Annotated in this window: 18 protein-coding genes; 16 read left to right on the forward strand and 2 right to left on the reverse strand. The window is 69.2% G+C overall.

The features are described from left to right. Positions 1-60 precede the first annotated feature (60 nt). On the reverse strand, positions 61-1,353 hold the full coding sequence (eno, locus tag ACZ5KV_RS11270; protein ID WP_464239401.1) for a phosphopyruvate hydratase: 1,293 nt from the start codon (positions 1,351-1,353) through the stop codon (positions 61-63). 81 nt (positions 1,354-1,434) lie between these two features. After that, on the reverse strand, positions 1,435-2,226 hold the full coding sequence (locus ACZ5KV_RS11275) for a type III pantothenate kinase (protein ID WP_464239402.1): 792 nt from the start codon (positions 2,224-2,226) through the stop codon (positions 1,435-1,437). 174 nt (positions 2,227-2,400) lie between these two features. On the opposite strand from ACZ5KV_RS11275, the gene ACZ5KV_RS11280 reads away from it, so the two are divergent. From ACZ5KV_RS11280 to ACZ5KV_RS11355, 16 genes are all read left to right on the forward strand, one after another. Next, positions 2,401-3,462, forward strand: a complete 1,062-nt coding sequence (locus ACZ5KV_RS11280) for a hypothetical protein (RefSeq protein WP_464239403.1) — start codon at positions 2,401-2,403, stop codon at positions 3,460-3,462. A 3-nt stretch (positions 3,463-3,465) separates the two neighbouring features. Further along, on the forward strand, positions 3,466-6,117 hold the full coding sequence (locus ACZ5KV_RS11285) for a cytochrome c (RefSeq protein WP_464239404.1): 2,652 nt from the start codon (positions 3,466-3,468) through the stop codon (positions 6,115-6,117). A 468-nt stretch (positions 6,118-6,585) separates the two neighbouring features. Then, the gene (gene ffh, locus ACZ5KV_RS11290; RefSeq protein WP_464239405.1) at positions 6,586-8,136 is read left to right on the forward strand and encodes a signal recognition particle protein; all 1,551 of its coding nucleotides are present in this window, start codon (positions 6,586-6,588) and stop codon (positions 8,134-8,136) included. A gap of 133 nt (positions 8,137-8,269) precedes the next feature. Then, the gene (gene rpsP, locus ACZ5KV_RS11295; protein ID WP_464239406.1) at positions 8,270-8,518 is read left to right on the forward strand and encodes a 30S ribosomal protein S16; all 249 of its coding nucleotides are present in this window, start codon (positions 8,270-8,272) and stop codon (positions 8,516-8,518) included. A gap of 85 nt (positions 8,519-8,603) precedes the next feature. After that, complete coding sequence (locus ACZ5KV_RS11300) at positions 8,604-8,837, forward strand: KH domain-containing protein (protein WP_464239407.1); 234 nt, start codon at positions 8,604-8,606, stop codon at positions 8,835-8,837. A gap of 127 nt (positions 8,838-8,964) precedes the next feature. Beyond that, a complete protein-coding gene (gene rimM, locus ACZ5KV_RS11305) occupies positions 8,965-9,600 on the forward strand; it encodes a ribosome maturation factor RimM (RefSeq protein ID WP_464239408.1) in 636 nt (211 codons plus the stop codon). Between the two features lie 17 nt (positions 9,601-9,617). Then, on the forward strand, positions 9,618-10,904 hold the full coding sequence (gene trmD / locus ACZ5KV_RS11310) for a tRNA (guanosine(37)-N1)-methyltransferase TrmD (RefSeq protein WP_464239409.1): 1,287 nt from the start codon (positions 9,618-9,620) through the stop codon (positions 10,902-10,904). 44 nt (positions 10,905-10,948) lie between these two features. Then, complete coding sequence (gene rplS / locus ACZ5KV_RS11315; protein ID WP_464239410.1) at positions 10,949-11,299, forward strand: 50S ribosomal protein L19; 351 nt, start codon at positions 10,949-10,951, stop codon at positions 11,297-11,299. A 60-nt stretch (positions 11,300-11,359) separates the two neighbouring features. Then, the gene (locus ACZ5KV_RS11320; protein WP_464239411.1) at positions 11,360-12,001 is read left to right on the forward strand and encodes a ribonuclease HII; all 642 of its coding nucleotides are present in this window, start codon (positions 11,360-11,362) and stop codon (positions 11,999-12,001) included. Next, the gene (locus ACZ5KV_RS11325; protein WP_464239412.1) at positions 11,983-12,390 is read left to right on the forward strand and encodes a YraN family protein; all 408 of its coding nucleotides are present in this window, start codon (positions 11,983-11,985) and stop codon (positions 12,388-12,390) included. Before ACZ5KV_RS11320 ends, ACZ5KV_RS11325 begins: the two co-directional genes overlap by 19 nt. Then, a complete protein-coding gene (gene rsmI, locus ACZ5KV_RS11330) occupies positions 12,384-13,241 on the forward strand; it encodes a 16S rRNA (cytidine(1402)-2'-O)-methyltransferase (protein ID WP_464239413.1) in 858 nt (285 codons plus the stop codon). The genes ACZ5KV_RS11325 and rsmI overlap by 7 nt, the downstream gene beginning before the upstream one ends. 51 nt (positions 13,242-13,292) lie before the next feature. Then, positions 13,293-14,120, forward strand: coding sequence for a PTS system mannose/fructose/sorbose family transporter subunit IID (locus tag ACZ5KV_RS11335; RefSeq protein ID WP_464239414.1), 828 nt, complete (start codon positions 13,293-13,295; stop codon positions 14,118-14,120). 46 nt (positions 14,121-14,166) lie between these two features. Further along, on the forward strand, positions 14,167-14,466 hold the full coding sequence (locus ACZ5KV_RS11340) for an HPr family phosphocarrier protein (RefSeq protein WP_464239415.1): 300 nt from the start codon (positions 14,167-14,169) through the stop codon (positions 14,464-14,466). Next, positions 14,466-16,247: a phosphoenolpyruvate--protein phosphotransferase gene (ptsP, locus tag ACZ5KV_RS11345; RefSeq protein ID WP_464239416.1), complete on the forward strand. Its 1,782-nt coding sequence runs from the start codon at positions 14,466-14,468 to the stop codon at positions 16,245-16,247. The genes ACZ5KV_RS11340 and ptsP overlap by 1 nt, the downstream gene beginning before the upstream one ends. Before the next feature lie 2 nt (positions 16,248-16,249). Further along, complete coding sequence (gene smpB, locus ACZ5KV_RS11350) at positions 16,250-16,717, forward strand: SsrA-binding protein SmpB (RefSeq protein WP_464239417.1); 468 nt, start codon at positions 16,250-16,252, stop codon at positions 16,715-16,717. Between the two features lie 8 nt (positions 16,718-16,725). Continuing rightward, on the forward strand, positions 16,726-18,093 hold the full coding sequence (locus tag ACZ5KV_RS11355) for an FAD-binding oxidoreductase (RefSeq protein ID WP_464239418.1): 1,368 nt from the start codon (positions 16,726-16,728) through the stop codon (positions 18,091-18,093). The last annotated feature ends 168 nt before the right edge of the window (positions 18,094-18,261 follow it).

Consider the following 18,261-nt stretch of genomic DNA (forward strand, 5'->3'; position numbering starts at 1 on the left):
AAGGAGCGGGGCGCGGGCCTGTCGGGCTCCCGCGCCCCGCGTTGCTTCGGGGTCGGTGTGCTAGTCCATGTCGAACCACTGCTCGCCCATGATGGGCCCGAAGTAGAGGCCGTCGTCCTCCAGGTCCTCCTCGATGCGCAGCAGCTGGTTGTACTTGGCCAGACGGTCGGAGCGCGACAGCGATCCGGTCTTGATCTGCCCGGCGTTCACGGCCACGGCCAGATCGGCGATGAAGTGGTCCTCGGTTTCGCCCGAACGGTGGGAGATGACCGTGGTGTACGCGGCGCCCCGGGCCATTTCGATGGTGTCCAGGGTTTCGGTGACGGTGCCGATCTGGTTCAGCTTGATGAGGATGGAGTTGGCCACGCCTTCCTCGATGCCCCGGGCCAGGATCTCGGGGTTGGTGACGAAGATGTCGTCGCCCACGAGCTGGATGGTTTCGCCCAGCTTGGCCGACAGGGCCTTCCAGCCGTCCCAGTCGCCTTCGGCCAGGCCGTCCTCGATGGAGACGATGGGGAAGCGCGAGCACATGTCGGCGTAGTAGTCGATGAGTTCACCGGCGGAGAAGACGCGCTTTTCGCCCGCGAAGGCGTACTTGCCGTCCTTGTGGAATTCGCTGGCGGCGGCGTCGATGGCCAGGGCGATGTCGCGGCCGGGCTCGTAGCCGGCGGCGGTGATGGCGCGGATGATGTACTCGAAGGCTTCCTGGTGGCTGGCGAGGTTGGGCGCGAAGCCGCCCTCGTCGCCCACGCTGGTGACGTGGCCGTCCTTGGCCAGGATCTTCTTGAGGTTATGGAAGGTTTCGGCGCCCATGCGCAGGGCCTCGGCGAAGGTGTCCGCGCCCAGGGGCACGATCATGAACTCCTGGATGTCCAGGTTGTTGGGGGCGTGCGCCCCGCCGTTGACGATGTTCATGAGCGGCGCGGGCAGCACCTTGGCGTTGATGCCGCCCAGGTAGCGGTACAGGGGCAGGCCCATGAACTTCGCCCCGGCGCGGGCGGCGGCCATGGACACGCCGAGCATGGCGTTGGCGCCCAGGCGCGACTTGCTTTCGGTGCCGTCGAGGTCGATGAGGGCGTTGTCCAGGGCGACCTGGCGCAGCACGTCGAGGCCGACCACGTTCTCGGCGATTTCGCCGTTGACGTTTTCCACGGCCTTTTGCACGCCCTTGCCGCCGTAGCGGGCGGGGTCGCCGTCGCGCAGCTCCAGGGCCTCGCGGGTGCCGGTGGAGGCGCCGGAGGGCACCGCCGCCACACCCTTGGCCCCGGAGTCGGTGGTCACTTCGACTTCCACGGTGGGGTTGCCGCGCGAATCGAGAATCTCCCTGGCCCAGACATTGACGATCGTGCTCATGGGTGTCTCCTTCCTTGAGGATGGCTGCGTGTGTGCGGCGCGCGGGCGCGCCGGGGGCGGGACGCCGCAGCGTCCCTGGTATCAGAAATATGGGCCTTGCGCCACCAGGGCGGCGCTCAGACCTTCCATGACCAGCGCGGGCCGCACGTGGCCGATGGCCGGGCACAGGGCCGCCACCGCCGGGGCCAGCCCGCCCGTGGCCACCACCTCGGCCGGTTCGCCGAGCAGGGCCGTCAGCCGCGCCACCAGCCCTTCGGCCAGGGCCGCGAAACCGAACAGAAAGCCCTGGTTCAGGCTGTCCATGGTATCGAAGCTCAGGCGCAGGCCGGGGTCGTCCAGGGTCAGGCTCAGGGGCGGCAAAAGCGCCGTGCCCGCCGTCAGGGCGTCGGCCGCCGTGCGCAGCCCCGGGCAGGTCAGCCCGCCGAGATAGTCGCCCCCGAGCACGCAGTCCACCGTTGTGGCCGTGCCGAAATCGAGCACCACCAGGGCCCGGGCGTCGGGCAGGGCCACGCGCGCCCCGAAGGCTCCGGCCAGCCGGTCCGCCCCTACGTTGGGCGGGATGGCCGCCATGTTGGCAAAGCCCAGGGGCAGATCGCGCGGGGTGAAGCGCAGCGCCCGGCCCGTCAGCTCGTGTACCAGGGCGGCCGCGCCCGCGTCTGCCGGGGGCACTACGGACGAGGCCACGGCGCCCGCCAGAGCCTGCGGGCGCGTGCCCGCAGCGGCGCACAGGGCCTCCACCGCCGGGCCCAGGGCCGTCGCGCCGTCGCGCGTCGGCACCGCGCGCGACGGGCCGGGGGGGCCGCCGGGCGCCGCCAGGGCGGCCTTGATGTTGGTATTGCCGATGTCCAGTATCAGGAAAAGAGTGTCGCTCATGGGCCGTCCGGGCGCGGGGCGTGAATCGCTTTCCGGACTCTAGCGATTTGGCGCGGAAACTCAAGCGTCCTTTTCACGAACGAAACTGGTTGTCCTTTTCCCGGGCCGAGGGTATGGGATGGAAGAAGTACGCCCAAATAACGGACCAAAATCCTGGGAGAAAGGACGGACGCCATGGACCCGACCACCCTCATTCCCGCCACCGAGCCCTATCAGGTGCAATGGTGGATATTCCAGGCCCTGCTGAGCCTGGGATTCCTGGTGCATATCCTGCTCGTGAACGTCATGCTCGGCATGGCGGCCATTGCCCTGGCCGGTGGTCTGGGCGGCAAGGACGATCCCTCGGCCCGGGCCGTTTCCACCAAGCTGCCCACGGTCATCGCCTTCACGGTGAACTTCGGGGTGGTGCCGCTGCTCTTCCTCCAGGTGCTCTACGGGCACTTTTTTTACATCAGCGACATCATCATGGGCTGGTTCTGGCTTTCGGTGCCTTTCCTGGTCATGTTCGCCTACTACATGGCCTACCTGTTCGACTTCCGCTACGAGGACCTGGGCCGGGGGCGGACCCTGGTGCTGGCGCTGGCCGTGGCCTGCATGACGGCGGTGGCCTTCTTTTTCGTGAACAACCTGACCATGTTCCTGACGCCGGACCGCTGGCTGGCCTATTTCGAGAACGACCGGGGCACGGTGCTGAACTGGGCGGACCCGAGCCTGCTGCCGCGCGTGGCGCACTTCCTGCTGGCCTCCCTGGCCGTGGGCGGGCTGACGCTGGCCCTGCTGTGGAGCCGGGGCGAGCGCGCCGCGCGGCCCGGGGCGGCCGAGCACGTCCGGCGCGGCATGCGCTGGTTCCTGTGGGCCACCGTGGGCCAGCTTGTCATCGGCCCCTGGTTCCTGCTGACCATCCGCCGCGACGTGATGCTCCTGTTCATGGGCCACAGCGCCGTACACACGGCCTTCTTCGCCGCCGCCATGCTCGGCGTGGCCGTCGTGCTCTACGCGGGGCTGACCCGCCGCCCGGGCCTGGGCGCCGGGGCCGTGGTCTTTACGGCGGCCATGATGGTCGGCGTGCGCGAGATGATGCGTATCTCGTACCTCGAAGGCTTTTACCGGGCCTGGGACGTGCCCTCGCGCGGGGAGTATTCGCCGCTGGTGCTGTTCCTCGCCGCCCTGGTCGTGGGCATGAGCGTGGTGGCCTACGTGCTCAAACTGGCCCGCAACGCGGGGAAGGAGGCGTAACCCATGGATTACCCCATCTGGAACGTGCCCTTCTTCGGCGGGGGCGTGCTCATCGCCTGGATCGCGGTCATTCACGTCTACGTGGCTCACTTCGCCGTGGGCGGCGGGCTCTTCCTGCCGCTGACCGAACTCAAGGGCCACCGCGAAAATTCCCCGGAAATCCTGGCCTACGCCAAGCGCCACACCCTGTTCTTCCTGCTGCTGACCATGGTCTTCGGCAGCCTGACCGGCGTGGCCATCTGGTTCATCATCGCCCTGACGAGCCCCACGGCGACCCTGACCCTCATCCGCGCCTTCACCTTCGGGTGGTCCACGGAGTGGGTCTTCTTCTTCGGCGAGATCGTGGCTCTGCTGGTGTACTACTACACCTTCGGCAAGATGCGCCGCCGCGAGCATCTCACCGTGGGCTGGATTTATTTCTGCTTCGGCTTCCTGTCGCTGTTCATCATCAACGGCATCATCGGCGCCATGCTCCTGCCCGGGCGCTGGCCCGAAACCCAGAGCTTCTGGGACGGTTTCTTTAACCCCGCCTTCTGGCCGCAGCTCGCCTTCCGGTCCATGATGTGCTTCTCCATCGCCGGGCTCTTCGGTTTCTTCACCGCCACGCGCATGGCCGACCCCAAGGTCCGCGATTCCCTCATGCGCTACACCGCCAAGTGGACCTGCATTCCCCTGGTGCTCATGGTCCCGGCCGGGTGGTGGTGTTACGCCGTGCTGCCCGAGGGGCGTCAGGTCATGGTCGACGGCTGGAACCCGGAGCTGGTGCGCTACGTGCGCGCCCTGTTCATCAGCGGCCCGGCCATCATGGCCCTGGCCCTGGTCATGGCCGCCCCGCGCGCCGACGCCGTGCGCAAGCCCGTGGCCCTGGTCCTGCTGGCTCTGGGGCTGGTCTACATCGGCGGCTTCGAGTACACCCGCGAGTCCGCCCGCAGGCCCTATGTCATCACCGATCATATCTACTCCAACCAGGCCCGCGTGGCCGAGGCGGGCGCCATCAACGAAACGGGCTGGCTGGCGCGCACCCTGTGGGCCAAACACAAGGAAATCACCGAAGACAACGTGCTCGACGCCGGGCGCGAGCTGTTCATGGGCCAGTGCCAGTCCTGCCACAGCATCGACGGTCCCTCCAACGACATCCGGCCGCTGACCGCCAAGTACAGCGTTTTCGGCATGGACGCCCAGTTGAACGGCCAGGGCAAGATCCGCGACTACATGCCGCCCTTCCTGGGCACCCGCGACGAGCGCATGGCCCTGGCCCGCTTCCTGGTTGTCGGGCTGCACGGCGCCGACAAGCCGGCCTACGAGACCGGCTTCACCCCGCCCGGCGGCGACATCGCCATCCCCGCTTTCGACAAGGACGCCGACGAGTACGTGCTGCTGGCCTGGAATACCCTGGGCATGCACTGCCTGTCCGACTCCGAACCCTATTGGATACTGCTGCCCCCGGCCAACGACCTGCGCTGCCAGCTCGTGCGGCGCGGAGCCTCGCCAGAGCTGGTCACCGAGGGCGTGACCGTGACCTACGCCGTGGAGCCCGGCTTCGAGACGCCCTCGGCCCACGTGCGTTTCTGGGATGTGGAAGACAAGCTCTTCGGCAAGGAGCTGCCCGATAACGTCGGGCTGGCGGGCAAGGGCCTGTCCGGCACCATGGACCTGCGCGCCGACGAACGCATGTTCGAGGCCGCGCTCATCCCCGTGGTGCCTTACCCCGACGGTGGTGGCTTCAACCCCTATCCGACCTTCACCATCGAGGCCCGCGACGCCGCCAGCGGCAAGCTGCTGGCCAGCACCCGCGTGGTCGCGCCCACGTCGTCGGAGATGGGCTGCAAGAACTGCCACGGCGGCACCTGGCGCGTGGACGGCGTGGCCGGATTCACCGACGCCACCAGCACCGACGTGCTTGCCGTGCATGACCGCATCAACAAGACCGACCTGCTGGCGCGGGCGAAGTCGGGCAACGCCGTGCTTTGCCAGGGCTGTCACCCCGACGCCGCCATCGGCGCCCCGGGCAAGCCCGGCATGCCCAGCCTGTCCGCCGCCATCCACGGCTGGCACGCCAACTACCTGACCGACCGCGCCGAGGAAGCCTGCGCCGCCTGCCACCCCAACAACCCCGAAGGCCCGACCCGCTGCCTGCGCGACCACCACGATTCCCTGGGCATGACCTGCCTGAACTGCCACGGGCCGCTGGAAGACCACGCCCGGGGCCTCGTGCGCGGCCAGCAGGAGGCCGGGGTGCCCGGCATGGACAAGCTCCTGGCCAAGCTGCCCGTGCGCAACGTGGAATCCGCCGAACAGGTGCCCCCGCGTCAGGCCTGGATCAACAACCCCGACTGCCTGAACTGCCACCGCGACTTCGCGCCGCCCCAGGAGTTCGAGACCTTCGGGGAGTGGACCGCCGGGCCCGGCGAGCTGTTCCGCGTGCGCGGCGACCAGATGGACGCCCTGCGCTGCCCGGCCTGCCACGGCGCGCCGCATTCCACGTATCCCGCCCGCGAGGATTCGGGCTACGGCGCCTACCGCGACAGCATCCAGCCCATGCAGTACATGGGCACCAACGCCCAACTGGGCAAGGACGGCAACTGCGCCCTGTGCCACGTGGGCACGGACTACACCCCCGCGGACAGCGCCCACCATCCCATGGGCCTGCGCTGATTCCGCCGGGGCGTTGCCCCCGGAGGGGAGGGGGCGCCAGGGGGCGCCGCCCTCTGGACCCCCGGCAGGGGCAACGGCCTCTGCACCCAGCACGCCGTCCCGCAACCGCGCGGCAAAGCGCCGCGCGGTTGCGGGGCGGGAGTGGCGGACGGCGAGCCGGAGCGCTGCGGACAGGCGCGGAGGCTCCGACGGTGCCCTCTCTCCGCGAAAGGAACAATCGTTCAGGCACGAAAAGAGCGCGCCACTCCGGCCGTGCAGCCTTTTCCATGGGGAAAGGTCTTTGGGGAGAGGGATGGGGTGCGGAGGGCGGAAGGGGAACCCTTTTTTCTGAGGGGAAAAGGATCCCCCCTTCCGTTCCCGCCTTTCCCCGCCCGCCCCGCGCGCCCGGGGCCGCTTGTCTCGCCACTTGACGAATCAGCGGCGGTTCTTTAATGAGAAGCTCTTTTTGCTTGCAGGAGCCAGCAGCGCATGTTTGAAAGCCTCCAAGACCGCCTGGGCGGCGTATTCAAAAAATTCAAGGGTCAGGGCCGACTGGATGAGAGCAACATCCAGGAGGGCCTGCGCGAGGTGCGTCTTGCGCTCCTGGAGGCCGATGTCAACTTCAAGGTCGCCAAGGAGTTCACGGCCCGCGTGGGCGAGCGCTGCCTGGGCCAGGAGGTGCTGCGCAGCCTGACCCCCGGCCAGCAGGTGGTCAAGATCGTCCACGACGAGCTGGTGCAGCTTCTGGGCGGCGAGGCCAAGGGTCTGGAGTTGCGCGGCGCCCCGGCCGTCATTATGATGGTCGGCCTGCAGGGCTCGGGCAAGACGACCTCCTCGGCCAAGCTGGCTTTGTACTTGCGCCGGGTGCATAAGATGAAGCCGTACCTCGTCCCTGCGGACGTGTACCGCCCGGCGGCCATCGACCAGTTGACGACCCTGGCGCGCCAGCTCGACGTGCCGGTGCATCCGTCGGCCTCGGGCGACGACCCGGTGGACATCGCCCGCGCCGCCGTCGTGGCCGCCCGCGAGCAGGGCTGCAACGTGGTCCTGCTGGACACGGCGGGCCGCCTGCACGTTGACGAGGCGCTCATGGGCGAGCTTGCGGCCATCAAGGCGGCCGTGCGCCCGCAGGAGATTTTGTTCGTTGCCGACGCCATGACCGGCCAGGACGCCGTGACCGTGGCCGAGAGCTTCGACGCCAAGCTGGACATTTCCGGCGTGGTGCTGACCAAGATGGACGGCGACGCCCGCGGCGGCGCGGCCTTGTCCATCAAGCACGTCACGGGCAAGTCCATCAAGTTCGTGGGCATGGGCGAGAAGGCCTCCGACCTGGAAATCTTCCACCCCGACCGCGTGGCTTCGCGCATTCTGGGCATGGGCGATGTGCTGACGCTCATCGAGAAGGCCCAGGAGACCATGGACGAGGAGGAGGCCGAGCGCCTGGGCCAGAAGTTCCAGCGCGCGGAGTTCGACTTCGAGGACTTCCGCACCCAGATGCGGCGGCTGAAGAAGATCGGTTCCTTCGAGAGCATCCTGAAGCTCATCCCCGGCATGGGCGCCCTCAAGGACAAGCTCGGGGAAATGAAGGTGCCGGACAAGGAACTGGGGCGCGTGGAGGCGATGATCAACTCCATGACCCAGGCCGAGCGGCGCAACCCGGCGCTCATCGACAAGAGCCGCAAGGAGCGCATTGCCCGGGGCTCGGGGCTGGCCGTGGACGACGTGAACCAGCTCATCAAGAATTTTGAGGGCATGCGCCTGATGATGCGCCAGATGATGGGCGGCAAGAAGGGCAAGAAGGGCGGCATGCCCAAGATGCCCAAGCTGCCGCCGGGCATGGCCGGGCGCATGCCGGGGCTGCCCGGGGCGGGCGCGATGCCCGGGCTGGGCGGCATGCCCGGAATGGAAGGGCTGGACGGCGCCATGCCGGGCATGCCCGGCATGGGCGGCGAGGGCCCGGCCAAGAGCGGCTTTACCAAGGCCAGGAAGGAACGCAAGAAGCGGGTCAAGCCTGCAAAGCAGAAGAAAAAGAAGCGTTAGGTGGCGCAATCCGGGCTGCGGCTGGCCCGGGGCGCTTGCAAATACACGGCAAAAAGGAAAACAGTCGGTTTCCTCCGGCTGCTTGCTTTTATTATTGAAATTGTAATAATCTACCAGTGGGAGTATAGAAAAGATGGCTATGAAGCTTCGTTTGACCAGAATGGGTTCCAAGAAGCGTCCGTTCTACCGCATTGTCGCCGTGGACAGCCCCACCCGCCGTGATGGCCGGGCCCTGGACTACATCGGGTACTACAATCCGATGGTCGAGCCGGTGGAGCTGAAGGTGGACCAGGAAAAGGCCAAGATGTGGATCGAGCGTGGGGCCCAGCCCTCCGACACGGTCCGCGCGCTGCTCAAGCAGGCCGCCCAGGCCGCCGAGTAGGCGCCTTTTCCGTTCCGCCGTCTCCCGGCGGCCTGCGGCAATGTTCTGCGAGGCGTCCAGCTCACGTTGCGATGCGGAGGGTATCATGCTCAAGGACCTGATCTCGTACATTGCCAAGTCGTTGGTCGACAACCCCGACGCCGTGACCGTCTCGGAGATCGAGGGCGAACAGACCTCGGTCATCGAACTCAAGGTGGCCAAGGAAGATCTGGGCAAGGTCATCGGCAAGCAGGGCCGCACGGCCCGGGCCATGCGCACCATCATCGGCGCGGCCTCGACCAAGGCCAGGAAACGGGCCGTACTCGAAATCATCGAGTAGGCCGCCGGCCGCCACGCGGCGGCTGGCGGCGTGGTCCGGGCGTCCGGTGCGCGGTCGCCCGGTGCGCTGTGACGCGTGGCGCCCGGGCGGGCCGGGGGGCGGCCAATTGCAGCCAGCCGGAGGGGCGGTGCAGGACGTGGACAAGGATTTCGTCGTGGTCGGCGAAATCCTGAAGCCCCATGGAATTCGCGGGGAACTGCGCGTGGCGTGCCACGCGCAGTCCCCTTTTTTGTTCGACGCGGTGCCGTGCGTGTATCTGCGCCCGGGGCCGCGCACGCCCCGGCCCGACCCGCTGGCGGCCCTGGGGCCCGGCCCGCTGCGCCCGGCGCAGGTGGCCCGGGCCCGGAAGCAGGCCCCGACCCGGCCCCGCCGGGTGGAGGTCGCCTCCTGGCGCGAGCACAAGGATCTGGTGCTGCTGACCCTCACGGGTGTGGCCGACCGCGACGCGGCCGAGGCCCTGCGCGGCCAGGAGATCCTGGTGCGCAAGGCCGACCTGCCCGCCCCGGAGGAGGACGAGCTGTTCCTCCATGAGATCGAAGGGTTGACGGTGCTGCTCGAAGACGGCAAGCGCCTGGGTGTGGTCACGGACATCATGCTGCCCGGCGGCCAGGAGGTCTGGACCATCGCCACCGACGACGGGGGCGAGGTGCTCTTCCCGGTGGTCGGGGAATTCCTGGTGGCCGTGGACCCCGAGGCGGGTACGGTGACCATCGCCCCGCCCCCGGGGCTGCTGGACCTCTATCTCGACGGCGGCGGCGCCTAGCCCCGCCCGGAGCCCGCGTGCGTTTCACCCTGGTGACCCTGTTCCCCGAGTTTTTCGACTCGCCTCTGGCCAGCGGGCTGGTGGCCCGCGGGGCCCAGGCCGGGCTGGTGGAGTTCGCCCGCGTCAATCCGCGCGATTTCGCCGCGGACCAGCGCGGCACGGTGGACGACCGGCCCTACGGCGGCGGCCCGGGCATGGTCATGGCCTGCCCGCCGCTGGCGGCGGCCCTGGAGAGCATCCCCCGGCCCGGGCGGATGCTCTACCTCTCGCCGCGCGGCAGGCGGCTGGATCAGGCCCTGGCCCGCGAACTGGCCGCCGAGCAGGCCCTGACCCTGGTCTGCGGGCGCTACGAGGGCATCGACCAGCGCCTGCTGGAGGCCTTTCCGTTGGAGGAGGTTTCGGTGGGCGATTTCGTGCTCGGCGGGGGCGAGTCCGCCGCGCTGTGCCTGGTGGAGGCCGTGTCGCGGCTGCTGCCGGGGTTCATGGGCCACGACGAGTCCGCCGACGAGGAGAGTTTTTCCCAGGGGCTCCTGGAATATCCGCACTATACGCGGCCCGAGGAATTCCGGGGGCTGCGGGTGCCGCAGGTGCTGGCCGGGGGCGACCACGGACGGGTGGCGGTCTGGCGCCGGGAGCGGGCCCTGGAGACGACCCTCGCCCGGCGGCCCGACCTGCTGGCCGAGACCGCCTTGGACGAGGCGGACATGGCCGTGCTGCGCCGGGCGCGGCGCGCGGCGGGGCCCGGCCTGGGCCGCAATCTGTATCTGGCGCTGCTGCACGCCCCGGTGCTGAACAAATTCGGGCAGACCGTGGCTGTGTCTTTGACAAATCTCGACGTTCACGATATAGCCCGCGTTTCCCGAACGTGCGGGCTCGGCGGATACTACGTCGCCACGCCCCTCGTGGACCAGCGCGCCCTGCTGGACGCCCTTTTGACCCACTGGCTGGACGGGCCGGGCCGCGAGGCCAACGCGGACCGGGCCGAGGCCCTGGGCCTCGTGCGCGCCGCCACGGACCTGGACGAAATCGTGGCCGACGTGACCCGCCGCTGCGGGCAGGCGCCCCGGGTGGTGGCCACCAGCGCGCGCGGCGCGGGGAGCGCGACCCCGGGCCGGGTCCGCGCCTGGCTGGGCCGGGGGCCGGTGGTTCTGGCCCTGGGCACGGGTCACGGGCTGGCGCCGGAAATTCTGGAACGGGCCGACGGCGTGCTGCGGCCCCTGCATGCCCTGGGCGGGTACAATCACCTGCCCGTACGCGCGGCGGCGGCAATGATCGTTGACCGCGTGCTGGGCGACCTGTATTAGACGCTTCGCAACGCGAGAAAACATTCCGTGCAAGGAGTTTTGATATGAACATCATCAAGAAGATCGAGCAGGAGCAACTGCGCATCGACATCCCGCAGTTCAAGGCGGGCGACACCGTCAAGGTGCACCAGCGCATCATCGAGGGCGGCAAGGAGCGCATCCAGGTGTTCCAGGGCGTGGTCATGCGCGTGCATCGCGGCACCACCAACGCCACCTTCACCGTGCGCAAGGTGTCCGACGGCGTGGGCGTGGAGCGCATCTACCCCATGCACAGCCCGTTCATCGAGCGCGTGGAGCTGGTCAGCGAGGGCCGCGTGCGCCGCAGCCGCATCTACTACCTGCGCAACCTCAAGGGCAAGGCCGCCCGCATCAAGACCAAGAACCAGTGGGATTAATCCCCCTGGGGTCTTTGGCGGGTTCGCGCCCGCATCCGTGAGCGCGGCGGGAGGCGACCCATGTCGCTGTTGAGCTGTCACCAAGGGGCCGGGGAAGCGTTTCCCCGGCCTTTTGCCGGTGTTGACGAGGCCGGGCGGGGCTGTCTGGCCGGTCCTGTGGTGGCCGCCGCCGTCATTCTGCCTCCGGGCTTCGACCTGCCCGGCCTGGGCGATTCCAAGCAGTTGTCCGAACGGCGCCGTCTGGCGCTGGAACCGGCCATCAAGGCCCAGGCCGCGGCCTGGGCCCTGGGTGTGGTCTGGCCTGCGGATATCGACCGCCTGGACATCCTGCGGGCGACCTTCGCGGCCATGGCCGGAGCGGTGGCGCACCTGCGCGCGCGCCCGGTCTTCGTGGCCGTGGACGGCGACAAGACCGTGCCCGGCCTGGGCCTGCCCCAGCGGGCCGTGGTCGGCGGCGATGCGAAAATCCCGGAAATTTCGGCCGCCTCGGTGCTGGCCAAGACCTTCCGCGACCGGCTGATGGTCGCCCTGGCCCGGCGCTACCCGGGCTACGGGCTGGAGGTCCACAAGGGCTACGGCACCCGGGCGCACATGGCGGCCCTGGAACGCCTGGGCCCCTGCCGCCTGCACCGCCGCACCTTCCAGGGCGTGCGCCCCCGGGCGCGCCGCCGCGAGGATTCGTTGTGCCTGCCGGGCATCTGAGCCTGGGCCGCCGGGGCGAGGAGGCCGCCGCAGCGCACCTCGCGGCCCGGGGCTACGCCGTTCTGGCCCGCAACTGGCGTGGCCGGGGCGGCGAGCTGGACATCGTGTGCCAGCGGCGCGGCACCTTGGTCTTCGCCGAGGTCAAGACGCGCACCGCGGGCCAGATGGCTACGCCCCACGACGCCCTGACCCCGGCCAAGCGCCGCAACCTAGCCCGCGCCGCCGGAGAGTGGCTGACGGCGCACGACGCTTGGGACCGGCCCTGCCGCTTCGACCTTTTGGCCGTGGTCGAGGACAGGGGGCGCATGGCGGTGGAGCATGTGGAAAACGCGTTCGACCTGAGCCCGGGCTCGGGATCGGGCGGGGAAGGGGGCTGGCAGCCGTGGTGAACGACGCTCCCGCCCGGCCGTTGGCGCCCGCGCTGTACGTGGTGGCCACGCCGCTGGGCAACCTGGGCGACCTGTCGGCCCGCGCCCGCGAGGTGCTGGCGGGGGTGGATCTCGTCCTGGCCGAGGACACCCGGCGCACGGGCGCGCTGTTCAAGTCCCTGGACATCCCGGCCCGGGGCTTCGTAAGCTGCCACGAGCACAACGAGCAGGAGCGCCTGGGCCGCGTGCTGACCCTGGTGGGCGAGGGCGGCAGCGCGGCGCTGGTGTCCGACGCGGGCACGCCGCTGCTCTCCGACCCCGGATTCGCCCTGGTGCGCGCCTGCCGCGAGGCCGGGTTGGCCGTGGTGCCCGTGCCGGGGCCCAGCGCGCCCCTGGCGGCGCTCATGGCCTGCGGGCTGCCGCCGCTGCCGTTCACCTTTCTGGGCTTTCTGCCCCGCAAGGACGGCGACCGCCGCCGCCTGCTGGAGGCCCACGGCGCGACCGGGGCGACGCTGGTGTTTTTCGAGCGCAAGAACCGGCTCCTGGACAGCCTGGAGGCGGCCCATGCCGCACTCGGCCCGCGCGAAGTCTGCGTGGCGCGCGAATTGACCAAGATTCACGAGACATTTACATTAGGGCGTTTGGATGCCCTGGGGGACCTGGACGTGTCCCTGCTGGGCGAGTTCACGGTGGTCGTCGGGCCGCCCGCCCCGGGGGCCCGGGCCGTGGACGAGGACGGCCTGCGCGCCATATTGCGCGAGGAACTGGCCGCCGGAGGCAAGCCCCGCGAGGTGGCCCGCCGCGCGGCGGCCCGCGCCCCGGGCTGGAGCACCGGGCAGGCCTACGCCCTGCTGGGCGACCTGGGCCGCTGACCCCGCGCCGGATTGTCCGCCGCGCCCCTGCAACGCACCACGGGAGAGCACGTGCACCTGCCCACCCAGCGGACCACCGCTCCCGCCTCCGGCGCGCCCCAGGCGTCCGGCGCGTTCCCCTCGGCGCGGGTGCTGCTGCGTTGCCTGCTGCGCACCTGGCTGGTGGGTGCGGGGTTCAACACCCGGGGCATGCAGAACATCGGGCTGGCCTACGCCATCGACCCCGGGCTGGTCCAACTCTACCGCGACCCCGAGGCCCTGCGTCAGGCGCGGGTGCGCTACGCCACGCACTACAACACCCACCCTTTCTGGACGCCCCTTCTGGTGGGCATCTTTCTGGGCATGGAGCGCAAGATCGCCAAGGGCCTGTTCCCGGCGGACATGCTCGACAGCGTGCGTTCCACCACGGTCTACACCCTGTCGGCCATCGGCGATTCGCTGTTCGGCGGCAGCGTGCTGGTGCTGTGGTCCCTGTCCTGCGCCTGTCTGGTGGTGGCGGGGCACGGCTCCCTGGCCGTGGCCCTGGGGGCGCTGCTGTTCCAGGGGCTTCTGGTTTTCAAGGCCCTGACCTTCTGGCTGGGCTTTTGCGAGGGGCTGACCTTCCTGCATCGCCTGGGGCGCTGGAACCTCATCAACTGGAGCCAGCGCATCAAGCTGTTCAATGCCGTTCTGCTCGTGGCATTCTGGGCCCTGGCCTGGCCCGGGAACATCGCCTGGTTTCTCTGGCTGCCCACCGGCTTCGCCTTCGGCGCCGTGGGCATGATCCTGTCGGCCACAGGGATTTCGCGGGAGATTCTCGCGGCCCTGGCCGTGGCCGCGTATCTCGGTCTGCCGTGGCTCCTCGGCCTTGTGGCCGGGCTGCTGCCGGGCTGGGTCTAGACGCTTGCACCCCGCGCCTGGGCGCGGCATAGGGAAGGAGGCTTCCGTGAACAACGAGGAGATCGCACAGGGAGAAAGCGTGAGCGCCGAGGTGTGCGTGGGCAACGAGCTGGGGCTGCACGCCCGGCCCGCCGCCCGCCTCGCCCAAGAGGCGCAGCGTTTTTCGTGCGACATCGCCCTGGTCGTCGGCGGGCAGGAGGTGGATGCCAAGAGCATCCTGGACATCCTGACCCTGGCCGCCGCCCCGGGCTGCACCATGACCGTGCGGGCCACGGGGCGGGACGCGCCCCTGGCCGTGCAGACCCTTCAGGAACTCTTCAGCAGGCGCTTCGGCGAGGAGAAATAGTGGCGCGCAAGGTCCTGACCGGCATCCCGGTTTCCTCGGGCATCGCCATCGGCAAGGCCTTCTTCATGAACAGAAGGCTCTACGGCAGCATCCCGCGCCAGTCCATCGCCTCGCACCTGGTGGCCGGGGAGCAGGACCGCCTGCGCCAGGCCCTGGCCCAGGCCGCCCAGGAGCTGGAAACCGCCCGCGAGCAGGTGCCCGCCGAGCTGCGCGAGCATTCCCTGCTCATCGATTCCCACGTGACCATCATGCGCGACCCCAAGCTGTGCGAATCGGCCTGCGGGTTCATCGAGCGCATGCGCATCAATGCCGAATGGGCGCTGCTCAAGGCCGTCAAGGAGCTGGAAGGCAAGTTCGCGGCCATCGAGGACGAATACATCCGCCAGCGCATCCAGGACGTGCGCCTGGTGGCCGACCGGGTGCAGTCCAAGCTCATGGGCTTGGCCCGCGAGCTGCGCGACATCGAGGGCCGCATCATCCTCATGGCCCACGACCTGGCCCCGGCGGACACCGTGGGCCTCGAAGTGGACAAGATCATGGCCTTCACCACCGCCGAGGGCGGCAAGACCTCGCACACCGGCATCCTGGCCCGCTCGCTGCAAATCCCCTCGCTGGTGGGCGTTCAGGAGCTGGAGGACGAGGTCCGCGACGGGCAGATGGTCATCATCGACGCCCTCAAGGGCCGCATCCTGGTCGAGCCCGGCGAGGACGAGATTCTGGAATATTCCCTGCTCCAGAACCAGTTCGAACTGTACCAGAAGGCGATCATCCGCAACTGCCACCTGCCCGCCGAGACCATCGACGGCTACCGCGTGCAGGTGCTGGCCAACATCGAGCTGTTCGAGGAGGTCGCCGCCGTGCAGGATCTGGGCGGCGAGGGTGTGGGGCTCTACCGCACGGAATATTCCTATATGAACCGCATGGCCCTGCCCAACGAGGAGGAACTGACCCGCGAGTACATCGGGCTGGCCACCTCCCTGGCGCCGGGCAAGATCGTTTTCCGCACCCTGGACCTGGGCGCGGACAAGGTCGTGTCGCAACTCGGGGCCATCGACGAGCGCAACCCGGCCCTGGGCCTGCGCTCCATCCGCTTCTGCCTCCAGCACAAGGAGCTGTTCAAGGCCCAGATCCGGGCCATCCTGCGCGCCAGCGCCGGGGGCAACGTGGCCATGATGTACCCGATGATCTCCGGGCTGCGCGAGCTGCGCGAGGCCAACAAGGTGCTCAACATCGCCAAGCACGAGCTGCGCGGCGAGGGCGTGCCCTTCAACGAGGAAATGCCCGTGGGCATCATGGTCGAGCTGCCCTCGGCGGTGATGACCGCCGAGCTGCTGGCCAAGGAGACGGATTTTTTTTCCATCGGCACCAACGACCTGATCCAGTACTCCCTGGGCATAGACAGGACCAACAAGAACGTGTCGTACCTCTACCAGCCGCTGCACCCGGCCATCCTGCGCTCCATCAAGCACGTGGTGGACGCCGCGCACCAGAGCGGCATCGAGGTCAGCCTGTGCGGCGAGGTCGCGGCGGACCCGTTCTGCGTGCCCATCCTCATGGGCATGCAGATCGATTCCCTGTCCATGAACCCCCAGGCCATCCCGGGCATCAAGCGCATCATCCGCCAGACCACCATGGCCGAATGCAAGGACCTGTTGCGCCGCGTGCTCGAATGCCGCACGGTGAACAAGATCAACAAGCTGGTCATGGACACCATCTTCCAGCGCTTCCCCGAGGAGTTGACCTTCTTCTCCTCGCTCATCGAATCCGAGGATCTGATCTGACCATGACCCAGAAACCCAGGACCGGCGAAAAACTCATCGCCAGCAACAAGAACGCCCGGCGGCTTTACGAGCTGCTGGAAACCTTCGAGGCGGGCGTCGCCCTCATGGGCTCGGAGGTCAAAAGCCTGCGCGCCGGGCACGTCAGCTTCAAGGACGGCTACGTGCGCCTGAAGGACGGGCAGGCCTGGCTCGTGGGCGTGCATATCGCACCCTACGAGAACGCCGTGCATACCGGGCACGACCCCGAGCGCGAGCGCAGGCTCCTGCTGCACGCCCACGAGATCGCCCAGCTTCAGGCCAAGGTGGAGCAGAAGGGGCTGACGGTGGTGCCCGTGCGCCTGTACCTCAAGCAGGGCCGGGTCAAGCTGGAAATCGCCCTGGGCCGGGGCAAGAAGGTCCACGACCGGCGCGACGACATCAAGAACCGCGACATCGCCCGCGACACCGCGCGCGAGCTGGCGCGCTACTAGAGGGCGCCATGGGCCTGGACAGGAGCCGGCGGCGCTTTTTGCGCGAAACCTTCCCCGGCGACGGCTGCCTGCTGGACGCCGAGGCCACGGCCATTTTCGGCACGGATTCCAGCCGCCTGGTGGACGCGCCGTGGGCCGTGGTCCGCGTGGAGACCGAGGAGCAGGCCGTGGCCCTGCTGGCCTGGGCCCACGCCGAGCGCGTGCCGCTGTTCCCCCGGGCCCGGGGCACCAACGTGGTCGGCGACTGCGTGCCCCGGGGCGGGGGCGTGGTGGTCTCCACCCTGCGCATGAACCGCATCCTGGACGTGGACGGCGAAGACTTCTGCGCCGTGGTTCAGCCCGGGGTGGTCACCGGCGACCTGCAACGCGAACTGGCCGCGCGCGGGCTGATGTACGCGCCGGACCCGGCCAGCGTGCGCGTGTCCACCGTCGGCGGCAACGTGGCCACCAACGCGGGCGGCATGCGCGCCGTGAAGTACGGCGTGACGCGCGAACACGTGCTGGGCGTGCGCGCGGTGCTGCCGGGGGGCGACGTGCTGCGCACGGGCGGGCGCAACCACAAGAACGTGGTCGGCCTGGACCTGACGCGGCTTTTCGTGGGCAGCGAGGGCACCCTGGGCCTGTTCACGGAGCTGATCCTGAAGCTTTTGCCCCGGCCCGAGGCCACGGCCTCGGTGCTGGCGGGCTACGCGGGGGTGGACGCCACCCTGGCCGCGGCCAGGGCGGTGCTGGGCGCGGGCATCCTGCCCACGGCCATGGAGTTCATGACCGAGACGGTGCTGGAGGCCGTAAGCCGCGTGGGCGAGGTGCCCTGGGGCCCGGAGGTGCGCGCGGCGCTGCTGCTGCGCCTGGACGGCGGGCGCGAGGCCCTGGAGGCCGACCTGCGGCGGCTGGACCGCGTGCTGGGCGCCACGGCGCCGGTGTTCCTGGAGCACGGCATGGGCGCCGACGAGGAGCGCCTGTGGGAGGTGCGGCGGCTCATCAACCCGGCCTCGTTCACCATCGCGCCGGACAAGATGAGCGACGACATCACCGTGCCGCGCGGGCGCGTGGGTCAGGCCCTGGAGCACATCCGCGCCGTGGCCGCGCAACGGGGGCTGAACATCCTGGCCTTCGGCCACCTGGGCGACGGCAACATCCACGTGAACATCATGTACGACGCCCGGCGGCAGGCCGAGGCCGCCGTGGCCGCCAAACGGGCCATCCTCGGCCACGTGCTGGCCCTGGGCGGCACCATGTCCGGCGAGCACGGGGTGGGCCTGACCAAGCTGCCCTACCTGGACGAGCAAATCTCCCCGCGCGAGCGCGACCTCATGCGGCGCATCAAGGCCGCCTTCGACCCCCACGGCATCATGAACCCCGGCAAGGCCTACTAGCGCTGCCCGGCGGGCCGCCCGGGCGGCCGAGGCCGGCGGGGGAAGGGGGAGAACCCTTTTCTTGAGGAGAAAAGGGTTCTCCCCCTTCCCCCGCACCCCCATCCCCCTTTCCCAAAAGACCTTTTTCTTTGGAACGCGAGGCTTGGAGCCTTACGTTCCCGACCCCTC

It is taken from the genome of Desulfocurvus thunnarius (assembly GCF_055390965.1).